This window comes from Paenibacillus piri (assembly GCF_004354045.1).
Classification (GTDB): domain Bacteria; phylum Bacillota; class Bacilli; order Paenibacillales; family NBRC-103111; genus Paenibacillus_S; species Paenibacillus_S piri.
The window spans coordinates 66,410-81,837 of the sequence record NZ_SMRT01000004.1; the positions used below are offsets into that span (position 1 = coordinate 66,410).

13 protein-coding genes are annotated in these 15,428 nt (G+C 48.8%); 3 read left to right on the forward strand and 10 right to left on the reverse strand.

The window, feature by feature from the left end; genetic code table 11:
• Positions 1-253: 253 nt before the first annotated feature.
• The 7 genes from E1757_RS10795 to E1757_RS10825 all read right to left on the reverse strand — a co-directional run bounded on the left by E1757_RS10795 (position 254) and on the right by E1757_RS10825 (position 8,688).
• Positions 254-1,999 carry a YCF48-related protein gene (locus E1757_RS10795; protein WP_165972068.1) on the reverse strand — a complete coding sequence of 582 codons (1,746 nt, stop codon included), beginning with the start codon at positions 1,997-1,999 and terminating at the stop codon, positions 254-256.
• A gap of 169 nt (positions 2,000-2,168) precedes the next feature.
• Positions 2,169-3,884, reverse strand: a complete 1,716-nt coding sequence (locus tag E1757_RS10800; RefSeq protein WP_133227668.1) for an alpha-keto acid decarboxylase family protein — start codon at positions 3,882-3,884, stop codon at positions 2,169-2,171.
• 184 nt (positions 3,885-4,068) lie between these two features.
• Positions 4,069-4,758, reverse strand: coding sequence for a uracil-DNA glycosylase family protein (locus E1757_RS10805; RefSeq protein WP_133227670.1), 690 nt, complete (start codon positions 4,756-4,758; stop codon positions 4,069-4,071).
• 237 nt (positions 4,759-4,995) lie between these two features.
• Positions 4,996-6,537, reverse strand: a complete 1,542-nt coding sequence (locus E1757_RS10810) for an MDR family MFS transporter (protein WP_133227672.1) — start codon at positions 6,535-6,537, stop codon at positions 4,996-4,998.
• A 305-nt stretch (positions 6,538-6,842) separates the two neighbouring features.
• Complete coding sequence (locus tag E1757_RS10815; RefSeq protein ID WP_133227674.1) at positions 6,843-7,148, reverse strand: putative quinol monooxygenase; 306 nt, start codon at positions 7,146-7,148, stop codon at positions 6,843-6,845.
• A gap of 22 nt (positions 7,149-7,170) precedes the next feature.
• Complete coding sequence (locus tag E1757_RS10820; RefSeq protein WP_133227676.1) at positions 7,171-8,154, reverse strand: helix-turn-helix transcriptional regulator; 984 nt, start codon at positions 8,152-8,154, stop codon at positions 7,171-7,173.
• A gap of 30 nt (positions 8,155-8,184) precedes the next feature.
• Entirely contained in the window at positions 8,185-8,688 is a 504-nt protein-coding gene (locus tag E1757_RS10825) for a VOC family protein (RefSeq protein ID WP_246079134.1), read from the reverse strand.
• 508 nt (positions 8,689-9,196) lie between these two features.
• Between E1757_RS10825 and E1757_RS10830 the strand changes: the two genes are divergently transcribed.
• The 3 genes from E1757_RS10830 to E1757_RS10840 are packed head-to-tail and all read left to right on the forward strand — an operon-like array spanning position 9,197 to position 12,616.
• Positions 9,197-10,498, forward strand: coding sequence for a spore germination protein (locus E1757_RS10830; protein ID WP_133227678.1), 1,302 nt, complete (start codon positions 9,197-9,199; stop codon positions 10,496-10,498).
• Positions 10,491-11,558, forward strand: a complete 1,068-nt coding sequence (locus E1757_RS10835; RefSeq protein WP_133227680.1) for a GerAB/ArcD/ProY family transporter — start codon at positions 10,491-10,493, stop codon at positions 11,556-11,558. Before E1757_RS10830 ends, E1757_RS10835 begins: the two co-directional genes overlap by 8 nt.
• The gene (locus E1757_RS10840; protein ID WP_246079163.1) at positions 11,558-12,616 is read left to right on the forward strand and encodes a Ger(x)C family spore germination protein; all 1,059 of its coding nucleotides are present in this window, start codon (positions 11,558-11,560) and stop codon (positions 12,614-12,616) included. The genes E1757_RS10835 and E1757_RS10840 overlap by 1 nt, the downstream gene beginning before the upstream one ends.
• A gap of 66 nt (positions 12,617-12,682) precedes the next feature.
• On the opposite strand, the gene E1757_RS10845 is transcribed toward E1757_RS10840, so the two are convergent.
• From E1757_RS10845 to E1757_RS10855, 3 genes are all read right to left on the reverse strand, one after another.
• A complete protein-coding gene (locus E1757_RS10845; RefSeq protein ID WP_133227684.1) occupies positions 12,683-13,048 on the reverse strand; it encodes a hypothetical protein in 366 nt (121 codons plus the stop codon).
• Between the two features lie 32 nt (positions 13,049-13,080).
• Entirely contained in the window at positions 13,081-14,547 is a 1,467-nt protein-coding gene (locus tag E1757_RS10850; RefSeq protein WP_133227686.1) for a sensor histidine kinase, read from the reverse strand.
• 106 nt (positions 14,548-14,653) lie between these two features.
• Positions 14,654-15,346, reverse strand: coding sequence for a response regulator transcription factor (locus tag E1757_RS10855; protein ID WP_133227688.1), 693 nt, complete (start codon positions 15,344-15,346; stop codon positions 14,654-14,656).
• Between the last annotated feature and the right edge of the window lie 82 nt (positions 15,347-15,428).

Here is a 15,428-nt window from a genome sequence, read left to right on the forward strand (position 1 = left end):
TCGTCAATTAAAAATAAGGGTTATAAGTGCCGGCTCACATCATCTATAATGCTCTCTTACTCTTAATATCAACTTAAAGGTAGATGAAATCAGAGTAAATTTCGAATAGAGACGGCGAGTATGGATTTTAACTATTTCCGCTCTCTCGTCCGTCTACATCATTAGATGTCAAGAGATTCGACCTGCCCTATTAAAAAAGAAAAAGAAGCCTGCTACTAACAGACTTCTTACTTTTAGCTTTTTATCTAGGAGATTACTGCGCTTGCAGTTGGAGTGGTTTCCAGTTGCTGCCACCATCGTTCGTTTCGATGACCCGGGCACTCTTCGGATCATGGTCCCCGACGACCAGCAAGCCGTGCTGCCTATCAAATGTAAACCCGCGAATGGCCGGATCGTTTCCAACCGATTGACCGAACACATCGTCGGTCGCTACTTGATTCCACGAAACACCCCCATTCCCCGTGCTGTACAAGACACTACCGTTCAGCAGCCAGCCGTGTGCGGCATCGGCGAAGGCCGTTTGCATCTGTGAATTAAGCGCGATTGAAGCCGGTAATTCATGACCGTTCCACGTTATTCCACCGTCATGTGTAGTATAAGTAACAAGCGTATGGCCCGACCCGCTGCCGAAGCGGACCGTCATAATGCCGTCTCGTTTTTGATCCCCTGAAAAAACAGGTGCGGACAATGAGGAAAATTCAACCTTGCCCTGAAGCCGTTCAGGTATCGGAAGCGCCGCAGCGTTCCAGGATTGACCCCCGTTCGATGTACGAAAGAACAACAGCTCCGGGCTCACAGGATTATCCATCGCCGCAAAACCGTCATTCGTTGTGCGGAACGTTATCCCAGTAATACTGCCGAGAGCCGGCAAGCCTGTATTCGCCGCGGATCCGTCGCCTGTGTCGGATACAACCTTCCAGGAAGCACCGCTGTCCTCGGTACGGTAAACCGTTTTTTGACTATGCATCATAGCTGCATCCCCAGCGGTAATCAACCAGCCGTGCTGCGAATCGGCAAAAGTGAATTGAACGGGATGGTGCAAGCCTTCAATGGTCTGTACCTTCCATTGCCCGCCTCCGTCCGTTGTTCCTGCGATGTACATCGCCTTTTCATCCGACCAACTGATCCAACCGTTTCGGGCATCGTTGAAGTATACTTTGGCCAAGCTTATTTGGGACAGATTGACGCCGTCAAGGGATACTTGGCTCCAACGAGCTCCATTGTCTTCCGTTTTTAATAATACCGGCTGCTCTCCCTCGTCCCCCCAAGCCCAACCGGCACCATTACTCATCATTTGAATTCCTGCCGCGTTAGTAAGAGCTTGAGCCGCAGGGGTATGCCCCGATCCGGACGGGACAACGGTAATTCCGTTCAGACCGCCCGATCCGTCAGCAGCCTGCAATCCTGTAATAAACCATTTGCCATCCAGCGATCCGGCGGTAACCTTCGCCTTTTCGACTCCGGCATCCCCGCTCGAAGTTTTCAATTGGAACTGGACGTCATAATTTATACCTGCATCTGACTTTACGCCCGCCGACAGCTGATAGCTTTCTACCCATGGACTGGACGTTCCGGTTACCCAGCCCAATTCCTCATATTGTTTGACCGTCTGACCTTGCAAAGCTGGCGACAGAACAGCATATTGAACGGCGCCGTTCCGGCTTTTCACCGCGTCGGCCCAAGTTTGTACCGCTGCTTGTGCTGACGACGGGGCAATTGCGCTTTGAAGCAATTCGATTTGCCGCTGCTGAGACGATCTGTCGGGCAGGTCGACCGTAACGGTTTGCTCGGAGGCGTTCCAGTTCACCTTGGCCCCCAACGCTTCGGAAACCGCCCGAATCGGCACCATTGTGTTGCCTTCAATAATCTGCGGAGGAACTTCAGGTGTAATCAAATTTCCGTTAACAATGAGCTTAATCCCGCCGGCTGAATAGGCCGATCCGCCGAATAATGCCGCGGCCACGACCGCACTCAGCAGAACTGTCCATTTTTTTCGCATGCTGTGCACCTTCTCCCGGTTAATTTCTTTCATGGCAGCAATCAACATTCATGTATAATAAACGTGATCATTTTACATAATGTTGCAGGTTTTCCGTTGGATTTTCCACCAAAAAAGCGCACTCCCCGGAGTGCGCCAGATGTTACAACTGAAGGATAAGCCGCCGCAGCTACCCCATCAGCCGTCTCTGCTCCTCCAAATGCTTGCGAAGCCGGATCAAGTAATCCGGCGCATCTATCGGATCGGAGACGATCAGCTCAATGATGCACAGTCGGCTCATTTGCGCTTGCTCTGCCGCGGCAATCGCATCATCGAGCTCCCGGTTTGTGCGCACCCGGGCCGTAAAAGCCTGCCCGCCAAAAGCCTCGGCCAGCAATGTATAACGCCAGGATGGGATTTGATTGTATTGCTGATCGGATGTATAGACGTTCAAATATTTTTCGATCGTGTAGCCGCTGTTGTTCAATATAAACAGAATCGGCCGGCAGCGGTTGTCCAGCATAGTACTTATTTCCTGAACCGTAAGCTGCAGGGAGCCATCTCCCGTAAACAGCAGGACGCGCCTGTTCGGTGCAGCGATGCAAGCCCCGAATGCGGCTGGCGTTGCATAGCCGATGCTCTGCCAGCCTTGTTGACATATATAATCGGCTCCTGCCGGAAGACGGACCTGCGACATCCCATAAGCAAAAGTCCCTGTCTCGACTACTACTATATCTTTGTCCTTCAGCATACGCTGGAAGCGCGGGTAATACGATGCCGCGCGAATAGACTGATCCGGCTCGCCGGTTATCGCGTCATAAGGGAAGGCAACCTGCGGCAGAGCAGCGCTTTGGCGCCATCCGATCGCATTTAAGGCGGCGATCAGATCGGTCGCCATAACGCGCTCATACATCGTTTCTCCCACCCGAACAAACTCCGGCTGGATGTCGATGAGCCGAAGACGGTCAAGCTTGGCCGTTTCATTCGCCGAATTAATGTCCGTCCAGACCATTCCGACCGCAATAATGCAATCTGCACTTTCGACAATAGTTCTCACCTGCCCGCTGCCGAAAGCGCCGCCGTATACCCCGATATAATTCGGATGCCGTTCGTCAAAGCCGCTCTTGCCAAGCAAGAGTGAAGCGGCCGGCACGTTTAAGCGAAGCGCCAGCTGCTGCACGTAATCCCTGAGCCCGCAGCGGAGCGCCAGTATGTCTGACAGCAGCACAACACTGCTTGTTCCGTTCAACAGGCGGCGAATATGCTGAACGGCCGCCTCAAGGGCAGGCTGGCTTGTTGCAGCTTGCTTCTCCTCCGGAACAGTGCGCTTCACGATGGGCTTTGTAACCAGATCGATGGCTGCCATCAGGTACACGGGCTTGCGCGTTCGCTTGGCGATGCGCAGGGCCGTCGGAATCTCCTGTTCGGCATTCTCCGGCGTCAGCACCGCCGTGTACGCACATAGATGCGTGTACATCTGCCGGAACACGTCGAAATCGCCGTTCAGCAGCGTATGATGCATCAGTTTATGCGCCTGCTGATCCGTCGATTTCGGAGCCCCGACGATATGTATAAGCGGTACGTATTCGCTATTTGCTCCCGCGATCGTATTGCAGGCGCTCATCTCTCCGACACCGAATGTTGTAATCAGCGCCGACAAGCCTCGGATTCGCCCGTAGCCGTCTGAAGCATATCCCGCTCCCAGTTCGTTGCGCCCGTTGACAAATTGGATTCCTTCATATTGCTCCAACGTATCCAGAAGACTGAAATTGTAATCGCCGGGAATGCCGAAAATTTCAGTGACGCCTTCCGCTTTCAGACAATCGAAAAGGTATTGTCCGACTGTCGGTGAAGTCGCCGCAGGCGGCGGCTGCTTCTTGTCCGTCTTTTTTGCAAGCAATGTCATTGGTTAAAATTCCTCCTTAGCTTCATTTCTGTCCGCTTCTAGAGTGCCCCGCTTCCTTCGGGCATACTCCCCGTCCATGAAAACAGGCTGTCGATTTTCAACGCAATCGGCAGCCTGTATTTTATTTCCGAATGTTTTTTCGTCGAAAGGCTTCGAGGATTTAGAGCTAATGCCGGCGTTTCCGTCATCCGGTGCCATAATTGGAGTTTTGAATATGATCGCTGATTACCCGCACGTATTCTTGAAAGCCTTTTTCAGTATTTGTTTTAATGGAGCAATAGTAGGGGTGGTATAATTTGGGGCCGAGAGGGTATGGAAGATTCATCCTTTGTAACGTTTTCTCCACCTTTTCGCTGAGAGGAATAATGCATGCCGGCTTTACCACTTTCATTTCCTCAATAAAGCCACGGGTAAATATCATTTGCTCGTGATCATCCAATTCATAATAGTTGACATTGACCTTTCTTCCATTATTCGTTCCTTCAAAGCCAAACCAGGATATGTTCGTTAAGTACACATGCTGAAAAAAAGTGTCTGCGCCAAAATGTGCTATAACCTTAAACACAAACTGAGCGCTGAGCTCTTCGTCGTTGTTATTGATTTCCGGCATCAATTGAGACAATGATTTGAAGTCCAGAAAAGGAACTCCGGTTTTGCCGGCCCCTCTCCGACCGGGGTTGATACCGCACAGAACGAGCCGCGGCTTTGAATTTTCGCAATAATATCGTTGATAAAATTGTTTGACAATCTCTTGCTGTCGAATAAAGCCGTCAAGTATGCGCACGTCCTTTTTCCCAAGATCTTGATCAATTCCGCTTTGGGCTGTAAAGATATTCTGGTAAAACGAATGATGGTAATCGAGAATAGCCTGCATCCCGTCACTCCTTGGTTAGATTCGATTTATCCGATCGTCTATAGCTTTCAAGACCTCCGCAGCTTTCCTCGTAAGGCGACATGGAATTTCCGATATTTCCGGTCTCTTCCGCGCCCCCTTATGCCAAGCCGCGAATACTCCGGATGCCCCGATATCAACATAAGATAATTTTACCATATTTCCATTTGATAAACAGATGCATGATAAACGGCTTCGCTTGTCCTTAAAGGACGCGCGTTAGTCAAGGTTGGCACGCCGTCCGGAAGACTTCATGGTCGTATTGACGGGAATAGATAAGCGTTCGTTCGACATCATGCAAATGGTCGCTGCAGCCAGTACGGCCGGGACCAACGCCCATAAAAAGGTGTCGGCGATGGACGATGACAGCGCTCGAACCATATTATCCAGTACCTCATGTGGAATTTGCGCCCGTCCTGCTGCGGTAAGCAGGTTGTTTGCACTCCCCCAGTTGCCCCCGTTCAAAGCAATACCCTCTCCACTGCTGCCACCGATACTGCCTGTAAAAAAGTTTCGTTGTATAATGCCGAAACCGGTAATGCCGAGCGTAGTGCCAAGCGAGATCATAAAACGGTTCGCAGACGTTGCGGAGCCTCGCTGCCACATCTCGAACGGATGAATCGCTGCCATGCTGAGCACGGAAAATGAAAACCCGACGCCGAATCCGGTCAAAATCATGCCTAATATGAGTATCATCCGGGTCGTATCCGGCGTAAGCAAGCCCAGCCAACCGATCCCAGCAACAATTAACAGGCTTGCCCCGAGCATAATGTTCCGGTAGCTTGTTTTAGTTGTCAGATATCCGCCGACCTGGCTCCCCGCCACCGACCCCAGCATCATCGGCGTCAAAATCCCCCCGGAATTCGTCGCGCTGCCTCCCAGCACCCCTTGTACGAAAATAGGAATATATACGGTAGCGGAAATAAACGTAACTCCTATGAATAACGCTGCGAGGTTGCTGGTTGCAAACAGCCGGTTCTTGAACATTGCGAACGAAATGATCGGCTCCGCCGCTTTCGTTTCGAACCGTAAAAAGAGAGCCAGAGATACAAGAAAAGCAGCGAATAGACCGATGACGATGCCTGAATTCCAATCATAAGTATTGCCGCCTAGCTCGAGTGCGAGCAGGAGACTGACTATGGCCGTCACGAGCGTAATCGCGCCTGCCCAATCGATTTTTTGCTTCGCATGCTGTTGTGATTCGTAATAGCAGAGAGCGATCAGCAATAGAGAAAGAACGCCTAGTGGAAGATTAATATAAAAAACCCATCGCCAGTTCAACGTCTCCGTTAAGAAAGCGCCAAGCAAGGGACCGAAAATGCTCGACACGCCGAAGACGGCGCCGAATAGTCCGCTTACCTTCCCCCGCTTCTCGGGCGGAAAAACATCGAAAATAATCGTAAAGGCAATGGGCAGAATCGCGCCGCCCCCGATCCCTTGAACAGCCCGGAAAATGCTTAACTGAACGATGCTTTGGGCAGCAGCGCACAGGATGGAGCCCACAATAAACAGCGCTAATCCGGTTATAAAAAATATTTTGCGTCCGTACATATCGGATAATTTGCCGAATATCGGCGTACCCGCCATCATCGTAACCATATAGGCTGAGGTCACCCAGACAAAATGGTCGAAACCTCCTAAATCCGCCACAATCGTACCCATAGCGGTTGCTACTATGGTATTATCCATCGCCGCCATCAAAATCCCGAGAAGCAGCCCGGCGAGCACCCATCCGATCTTCTTTTTATGAACAGTCGCCATCAACTGCTCCCCCCTTTCAAGATCATCCTGCCGCAATAGGTGAGACACTCGATTCTCATAGATAATCTCCCTTCGTATGTTCTGAATTCCTCCACCCCTACAATACCAGCCGCGTATCACGAAATACTTCGTCAAAAAGTCACAATACAATCATCAATCCGTTACATTCCGGTCTCCTCATCATCAATTGAATTTCTTTCGTAAAAACAAAAACGAAGCACACCATAATCGAATGTGCTTCGTTTGCAAACGGCCAAACAATGTTGAGAAAAAACAAAATGAGCCTGCGGGGCAACAGCATTCATTTATTGGAATCCCTTACCTCCGAGCGGCCGCAGCTTGATCGGTTCGACACCTGCGATCAGCGGTCTGGCACGCCCGATCAGAGCAACAGTATCCTCGTTGCGCAGGGATTCGGCATGCGCTTCGGCATCGCTCCATAACTCGGTCACCCAAATAATATCCGGGTCCTCATCGGATGCGTTGACAATGTAGAGCTCGCAGCCCTGCTCCGATTCGCATTGCTCTGCTGCCTCCAATAAGATCCGGGCCAGCGCATCTCTTTGACCCGGCTGGGCTTTGAATTTCGCGTACATCGCAAATTTGCTCATGATAAACATCCTTTACTTGGGATTATGGGTTCAAACCCGATTTCATCGACCGGTAATGCTCGGTCAGGACGCCGCAGATGTCCGCCAGTCTCTCAACCAGCATATCCGGCTCAAGAATGGTCAGCGCCTTGCCGTAAGGAAGAAGAAAGTACGGCACGTACGTCAGCACGGAAGGCATCCCGATCCTATACACCGCTTGACCGTTGTCGCATTCGACGAGCGCATGACCGAACAGCCAATGCTGGTTGAGCAGATCCAATACATGTTCGTGCGCCTGAATTCTTACCAGCGTAAGCGATTCCGCATCAAGGGCATCGGGAAGCAACTCGCGCATCAAATGCGCTTTCGCCGAGAAATCGTTAGGGCGTTCGAAGCGTCGTTCCGTCTCTTCCAGCCGGACGATGCGATCCGTCCGGAAGCTGCGCAATTGACCGCGAAGACAGCAAAAGCCGACGGTGTACCAGGCGCCCTTCCAATGGACGATACCGTAGGGATCGAACACTCTGATGCTGGGAGCTTCCCCCCTACCCTTATCGTATTCCATCTTCACGGATTGGCCTTGGGCCGCTGCTTCCTCCAATACCTGAAGCAGCTCCTGCTGCCGTCCTTCGACAGGCGGATGGATGACCGAGAATCCATCCATATGGCGTTCGATCCGGTCAAGCTGTTCCTCATTGGTGTAGCGCTTTATTTTGTCAACCGCCCGGGTAAGCGCCTCCTTGAACGGATAGCCGGCTTCTTGCGCGAAGGCCGCGGCTTGTACGAGCGCTTTCTGTTCTTCCATGTCGAACAGAAGCGGCGATTCCGTGAAATGGTCCAATATCCGGTATCCGCCGTTCGGACCCGAATCGGCGATGATGGGAACGCCGCTGGCGCATAAGGAATCGATGCAGCGGTATACGGTACGGATATGGATTTCCAGCTCGTCCGCGAGCTGCTGAGCCGTCTTTCGTCTACCCGCCCGAAGCAGCCATAGAATGGACAGCATGTTCGTCGATTTGGACATCTTTTTCATCACCGCCTGTTGGAGCAGCCGTTATTGGGACTTCGGGTAAGCAAGATTGAATAAATGAGCCTTCACTTTATCTGCTTCTGCAGCCGTACGATGAACGCTGACAACTTCGTTTACGTCAAACTTATTTCCATCCAGGTCGTAAAATACGAAGTTAATGCCGCAGCTGTCGCGATCCTTAAGCTGTTCGATCCTAACGCCGTTTGATTGCAGACGGTCATGCAGTACCTCTATTCCCCTTACCTCGAAGGTGAACCTGAACATTTCATAACCGGCTTTGTTAAGGAATTGGTTATCGACTTGACCACCGGTTTCGACCAAATGCAGCCATTGTCCATCGGAAAGCTTCATAATCGCTTGAGCCTCCGCAGGATTGAACGGCACCGCGAATCCCAATCCAAAATGTTGCTGCCACCATTGAGCTGACATTATCGGGTTCCTCACTGGCACATATATCGAACAAACAGCCTTTATTGCATTTCCCTGAAACTCATTCGAACTTCCAGACATTCTGATCATCCCTTCCATTGTTGATCCCTTCAATCTAAGAAACGGAAATACGGAACAAAATCAAACAAGCGAATATTATTTATTTTGAAACGATTCTGAACAAATTGCCGTCGGGGTCTCTGAATGTGAAGTGCAACAGCGCACCTATTGTCTGAAGCTGAGTAAGCTGAATCTCTTCCTTGGTTAAACCTATGTATGCCCGATAAATAGCATACGGATCGCGTCTGCGAAAAGCGTCAACCAGTGCATCAAAATCATTGGGGAATGTCCTGTCTCTATTCGTAACGATTGTTGGTTTTTCTATAGATGAGTCCTGAGCTTTTTGTCCGCATGCTGTATTGATATAAGATCGGTTTCCAGTCCATCTTAAAATTAATTCGATAACGAATTGCATTTTCCTTTAATAAACACTTCTCCCTGCCCTTTAAGCGGTACCGCATTCAGTCCTTTGCACTAGATTGGCGCCATTATATCTAATACATATTCGTTTGGTATTTGATGCAATCTATGGAAGGGGGTGATTTCAATGAACGATTCGATGAAACCGGATTGGGAACGAAAGCTCATAGACGATCTGAAAGCCAATGCCGACTTTGCGTTCACTACAATATCCGCTTCGGGTCAACTATCGACGCTTTACTATTTAAAATCGCTGGTCAACCTGTCAGAAACGATTGCGATCATGGAACAATTGCTGGTGGAGTCAACGCAAGCAGATCCATCGTCGGATGAAGCCATCGTTTCTTTGCTTGAGGGGAAAGTGATCTTACGTCAATCGGACTGTGACAAACCGATCGTATTAAGCCCGGTACAGCTGCAGGTCAGCCGCCAAATCATGCAGCCTCAAAATGAACAGCCGATTCAAGTAGCGTTCGACTCTTTTACAGAGGATCTCAATAGAAATATCGGTTTAATTCGCAAAAAAATAGTAAGACAAGACGTGGAGGTCGATTACTTTAGAGCAGGCTCAAACACCCGGAGGAAAGTCGCCTTCATTTACGTAAAGGGTGAAGCTAATCATCAGGTAGTCGAATTTATTAAACAAAAGCTGCACACTAACATATCCAACGAACTAAATAACGTTGAGGATTTGTTGAAGATGCTGGATCAGCCCAGGATATCCCTGGTTCCAACCTATATATCTACGGAGCTTCCCGGGGAGGCGGCCCAGAACCTGCTTGACGGCAAAGTCGTTATTTTGATGGATCAATTTCCCTTCGCCTTGGCATTCCCGGCCATTATTAAAGATTTATGGTCACTCAAATCGGATTTGAACAATCCGACACTAAATAGATTTTTTTATCGCTTCATCCGAATTGTAGGAATCATTTTTGCTATCGTTACGCCCGGATTATATATCGTCCTAAACGCCGTGAATCCCGAGCTCCTCCGGATTCAATTGGCAATTTCCGTAGCCCAGAGCAGGGAGGGCGTTCCATATCCTTCAATCGTCGAAGTATGTCTCATGCTCATCTTAATGGAAATGGTCATAGAGGCAACCATACGTCTTCCCAAAAATATCGGCCCCACGATCACGATGGTCGGCGGTATCATACTCGGACAAGCTATCGTGCAAGCCCACCTGGTCAGCAACTTGCTGATCATCATTTTGGCTACTTCAACGATCGCCAATTTTACGATGTCGGGGTACATCAACACGATTGGAGTCCGAATATTTAAATATGTCACTTTATTACTCAGTACGATGTTCGGTATATTCGGACTGGAGGCGGCTATCATATGGTTTTGCATGTATTTGGCGAGTCTCAATTCGTCATCAATCCCCTATTTGAGTCTTAGCTTGAAAGGAAAAGCTTCCTATGAGTAAACGGATGATCTACATTTTGTTTCTACAAATTCACCTTGCGACTGCTCTTTCTTTCTACGCGGTCAAAATTATGGAGTCGACATCCAAAGGGCATTGGGAGCCCATATTAGCCGGCAGTCTTATAGAGCTCATACTTATTTGGCTGTATCTTAAGGGCTTATCCCTTTCCAAGGGAAAAGATTTGGTGGAAATCATAAGAGGAATGGCGGGGAAATGGGGTTCCATATTGATTCTCCTGCCCGTTATTTTATTTCTTTTCTCTCGTTTGATCCTGCTGGTTCGTCATCAAATTACCGATATTAGCATCATTCTGCTTCCCCAAACATCATTATGGGCTACGACTCTGATCTATATGATCCTGCCCTTTTATGCAGCGCTTAAAGGAATTTCGGCGATCGCCCGGATGAGCGTAGCCACTTTTATCCTCTTTATACCGTTTGTCCTTTTTTCATTGCTGATTAGTTTTAAGAACTTTGACATCCATAATGTTTTTCCGTTGTGGGATCCTACTCTATCTTTCGTGTCCAAACCGTCCTTTTACGTAAGCATGTTGACGCATGCCGGCTTTTTGTTTCTGGGAATGGCGTCCTTAAATAATAAATCGATAACTATACGGGAGATATGGCCCGTACTGGCATTGCTAACTATTTTTAACATTGCAATCGTTTACGTACCTCTTCTCATATTCGGACAAGAAACGGTCGTACTTCTGGAGCACCCTACCCTCATTGCGTCGGATACCATCGACCTGGAATGGGTTGTGTTCGATTGGCTCCCCACTTTTTTCATCGTTTCATCCAGTGCGCTTAGCGTTATTGAAGCTTCGGTCATCTGCTGGATGATCACCCTCTTGATTCGGAAAGTCATCTTTCCTGTTCATGATAAATGGCTTTTACCTATTATTGGAGTTGCCGTGTATGCTCTAAGTTTAATGATCCCGAATTTGCATACGTTAAATAACCTGGATTCGATAAATGCTTTGTTTTCCATATATAGTATTGTCATGATTCCAGTGGCAACCTTTGTGTCAAGTTTATGGCGAAGGAGGCAAAATGCTTGATGCTTCGTACTGTGGCTCGCCTGCTAATTTTTATTTTTTTTGTTGCCATATTGAGCGGCTGTTGGGATTTCAAGGATATTAACAAGCGTTATTTGCCTGTAGTTATGGGAGTTGATAAGAAAGACAACGAAACCTACAGGATCATCCTCCAAGTACCGACTGTTAAGGGGGAGACGTTATTTTTGGAAGGAGAATCGAGCTCTATAAGCAAAGCTGTCGATATTATCCGTACGAAGGCGGAAAAAAGTGTGGATCTGATTCACTTGAGGTTGTTCTTGATAAGCCGGAAAACGGCTGAGAAAGGGATTAAAGAAATTATGGACTATGCCGTACGTGTCAATGATATTTCCATCAAAGGCATGGTGGCTATCGTTACGGGAGATTTCGAAAAAACGCTGCATCATCAAATCAAACCGACTCCGGAGGTGTCATCCTATGACTACTTCAGCGAAGAAGCCGGTTGGACGCCGAATGTATCCATTAATCGGATTTGGGAAGCATACAGAAGCGCTCATTCGTATACGGAAGACTTCGCCATTCCACTGCTCACTGCAGGTACGACTACTTTGTTCGACTTCAAAGGATCGGCCATTATGAGGCGGGATCGGATGGTCGGATCGCTTTCCCCGGATGAAACGCTGATGAACAACATTTTCCAGGAAAGATACACAGAAGGAACGATTGAAATAGCCAAAGATACAAGCCTCATTATTAAAAAAGCTTCCGTTCGTAACCGGACGGAATGGATTTCTTCGGGACCGAAATTACGCAGTATCGTCAAATTGGATGTATCGATTACCGAAAGCAAAAGGGATAAACCAAATGAAGAAATCGCGAAAGATATCAAGAACTTGCTTGAAAAGCGCGCTGCAGCCATCTCCAAAAAGCTTCGCCTGTTGAAGGCAGACGTCCTTGGAAACGGGCAGCTTTTTCGACCGCGGATGTCCGAACAGCAGATGAGAGAATGGAAGGATAAATGGTACCCGGAGATGCAGCATGATATTACGTTCGAGATCAATATCCGGGACAATATCAACTTTAAGGAAAAGGTTAAATAGGTCCTGTTCCCTCCAAGTACGGGAAGGCTGCTGCTATCCCGTACTTGTTTTTGGCATATGAGAAACTTATTTTTTCGCTACGGTTATTGTCTCCTCTTTCTCGTTCCATTGAATACGAAGGGTAAAACCGGCTTCATCCACATACGGCGTAACAAGAGTAGACTTGCCGCTTATCCTCAGATTTGTGGATTGCGTATCGCTTTTTCCTTCGTTTTGAAAATTGTTGCTGTTCTCAAAGGAATAATGAACCTTCGATACAGGCTGATTTCCTTTACCTATATATTTTATCGCAAAAGCTTTCATATTAGAGGACGGATTAACAGAGCAGTCGACGCTCCAGAATGCGCTTGTTCCACTAAAATCTATGGGCCGCGAACATCCTGTTAAGCCTGCCAGACTGAGCATCATCAGACCTACTATCCATCGTTTCAAATCCGTCAATCCCCCTTTTTTCGAGCAATGGGTCATACTCCTGCCGCCGCGAGCTTCAATTTCACGTAAAAATGAAGCTGACCGCTATCCTGCTCAGCCCAGATGGTGCCGTCATGCGACTCCACGATGCTTTTGGCGATAGCTAAGCCCAAACCCGAACCTCCGCTGCTTGAGGAGCGGGAGGCGTCGACTCGGTAAAAGCGCTCGAACAACTGCTGCAGCTCATCGTCAGCCAGCATTTCCGACCGATTGCTGAACTGGATCATAACATGCCGGTGATCCCGTGCCACTTGGACGGTAATTGCGCCCGGCTTCAGACTATACTTGATCGCGTTGGCGAGCAGATTCTCGAATACCCGGATCATCTTATCCACATCAATGCGTACGAGCAGCTTCTCCTTTGGAATTTTGCGGTTGATGGTCAACTGCTGCTCCCCGGCCAATGTAACAAATTCCTCCAGAAGCTGATCCAATACGTCGTTGATCGGGATGCCTTCTTTGTACAGCGGCACATCGCGATTGGACAGCTTTGTATACTCGAACAGGTCCTCGATGAGCTGCTTCAGCTTCTCCGATTTATTGTAAGCGATGCTTACGTAACCGGCCGCCTGCTCCGGTGTTTCGTAGCCCTTGTCATGCAAGAGCCGGAGGTAACCCATAATAAGGGTGAGCGGCGTGCGTAAATCATGCGAGACATTGGTGATCAACTCGCTCTTCAAACGTTCGTTACGCCGTTCTTCTTCGATCCTCCGCTGCAAGTCCTCCACCATCAGGTTCATATCCCGGGCCAGGGAGCCGAGCTCGTCATTGCTGCGCTCGATCACACGGTAATTAAGATTGCCTGTAGCGATGATGCGCAGGCCGCCCGCCAGCTCCTCCACGTACCGCATTTTCCTCTGTGTCAAAAAGTAGAATAAAAAAATAAACAATATGACGGCGCCAAGAATTGACATTGGGCTATCGCCCTTCCGATACGTAATGTGCGGTTCCGGAATAGCGGATACAAGCAGATATGATTTTTGCCCGTTATAGTTAACCGGATAAAAGCTGGAAAATTCCTTCCTGCTATAGTCACGATCCGTTCGGGCGTTCATCGCATTGCTGATGACACTATGAATATCGACATTCGTTTCCGCCGCATTGCTGCTGCGGAAGATGACCTTTCCTTCCTGATCGGTTATAAACACCTTGTATTTCTGATCGTTGGCGATTCGTTTGACGTGTTGTTCAAAATCGGACAGTCTTCGCGCAAGAGCAGAGCTCTCATAATCAGGCACTCCTTCCTGACGGGACGACAGGCTGTCCAATTCCCGAACCAGGCTGCGCGCTTCGTCGTCGATCCGTTCAATGCCGTATTGATAGTCGATAACGGCCTCACGGCGATATTCACCGAACATGCTGTAGCTGATTGCATAAGTGAGCGATGAGGCTAACAAACAAATGCAGAAGGTCAATATGAGCTGCAGCCGGATGCTCCGGGTCATAGGCTTCATTATCATGAAGTACAGCTTTCGTCCCCATAGAATCAACTTAACGAAAAGGTTAAACGGGAACCAGGTAAATGGAAACCGGTTCAACCTGGAAGACAGGTTCCGTTCGTAATCTCTAATCAACTTTGTAGCCAACCCCCCATACGGTTTTGATAAACTTCGGTTTGCGCGGATTTTGCTCGATTTTCTCCCGGATTTTGCGGATATGAACCATGACCGTATTATCGGAGTCAAAAAACGTCTCTTTCCATACCGCCTCGTAAATTTTCTCGATACTCCATACCGTCCCCCGGTTGCGGGCCAGAAGCTCAAGAATAGCGAACTCCCGCGGCGTAAGCTTTACTTCCCGGCCTTGAAGCTTTACTTCGTACGTCAACGTATTGATTGTCAGCTCATCGACTTCAAGCTCGTGATCCTTATTCGTCCGCGGCACATTGAGGCTTGTGTAGCGGCGAAGCTGGGACTTGATTCGCGCAATCAGCTCCAGCGGGTTAAAAGGCTTGCTTAAATAGTCGTCCGCCCCGGAGGACAGGCCCCAGATTTTATCCATATCCTGACTCTTGGCGGAGAGCATGATGATAGGCATATTTTTTTGCTCCCGGATTTTGAGACAAGCCTCGATCCCGCCCATCTTCGGCATCATGATGTCAAGAACGATCAAATCTACCTCCTCCTTATGAAGCACCTGGAGCGCTTGTTCCCCATCGGACGCCCGGAGCAGCCTGTACCCTTCATTTTTCAAATAGATTTCCAGCATATCGATGATTTCCTTCTCGTCATCGACAAGGAGTATCGTAGATTGTGCCATCTTGCGGCAGCCCTCCTGTAAAATTGTGGTCTAGCGATATTAGCGCTGAAAAGGACGGAACTCACATACATGTACATCCATA

What these genes read in the sequence shown, in the direction of transcription:
- E1757_RS10805 (WP_133227670.1), bottom strand. Translation starts at nt 4,758, where the DNA reads ATGCAGGCTATTCTCGATTACCATCATTCGTTTTACCAGAATATCTTT.
- E1757_RS10825 (WP_246079134.1), bottom strand. Translation starts at nt 8,688, where the DNA reads ATGGAAGGGATGATCAGAATGTCTGGAAGTTCGAATGAGTTTCAGGGA.
- E1757_RS10850 (WP_133227686.1), bottom strand. Translation starts at nt 14,547, where the DNA reads ATGATAATGAAGCCTATGACCCGGAGCATCCGGCTGCAGCTCATATTG.
- E1757_RS10820 (WP_133227676.1), bottom strand. Translation starts at nt 8,154, where the DNA reads ATGTCCAAATCGACGAACATGCTGTCCATTCTATGGCTGCTTCGGGCG.
- E1757_RS10840 (WP_246079163.1), top strand. Translation starts at nt 11,558, where the DNA reads ATGCTTCGTACTGTGGCTCGCCTGCTAATTTTTATTTTTTTTGTTGCC.
- E1757_RS10815 (WP_133227674.1), bottom strand. Translation starts at nt 7,148, where the DNA reads ATGAGCAAATTTGCGATGTACGCGAAATTCAAAGCCCAGCCGGGTCAA.
- E1757_RS10830 (WP_133227678.1), top strand. Translation starts at nt 9,197, where the DNA reads ATGAACGATTCGATGAAACCGGATTGGGAACGAAAGCTCATAGACGAT.
- E1757_RS10795 (WP_165972068.1), bottom strand. Translation starts at nt 1,999, where the DNA reads ATGCGAAAAAAATGGACAGTTCTGCTGAGTGCGGTCGTGGCCGCGGCA.
- E1757_RS10800 (WP_133227668.1), bottom strand. Translation starts at nt 3,884, where the DNA reads ATGACATTGCTTGCAAAAAAGACGGACAAGAAGCAGCCGCCGCCTGCG.
- E1757_RS10810 (WP_133227672.1), bottom strand. Translation starts at nt 6,537, where the DNA reads ATGGCGACTGTTCATAAAAAGAAGATCGGATGGGTGCTCGCCGGGCTG.
- E1757_RS10835 (WP_133227680.1), top strand. Translation starts at nt 10,491, where the DNA reads ATGAGTAAACGGATGATCTACATTTTGTTTCTACAAATTCACCTTGCG.
- E1757_RS10855 (WP_133227688.1), bottom strand. Translation starts at nt 15,346, where the DNA reads ATGGCACAATCTACGATACTCCTTGTCGATGACGAGAAGGAAATCATC.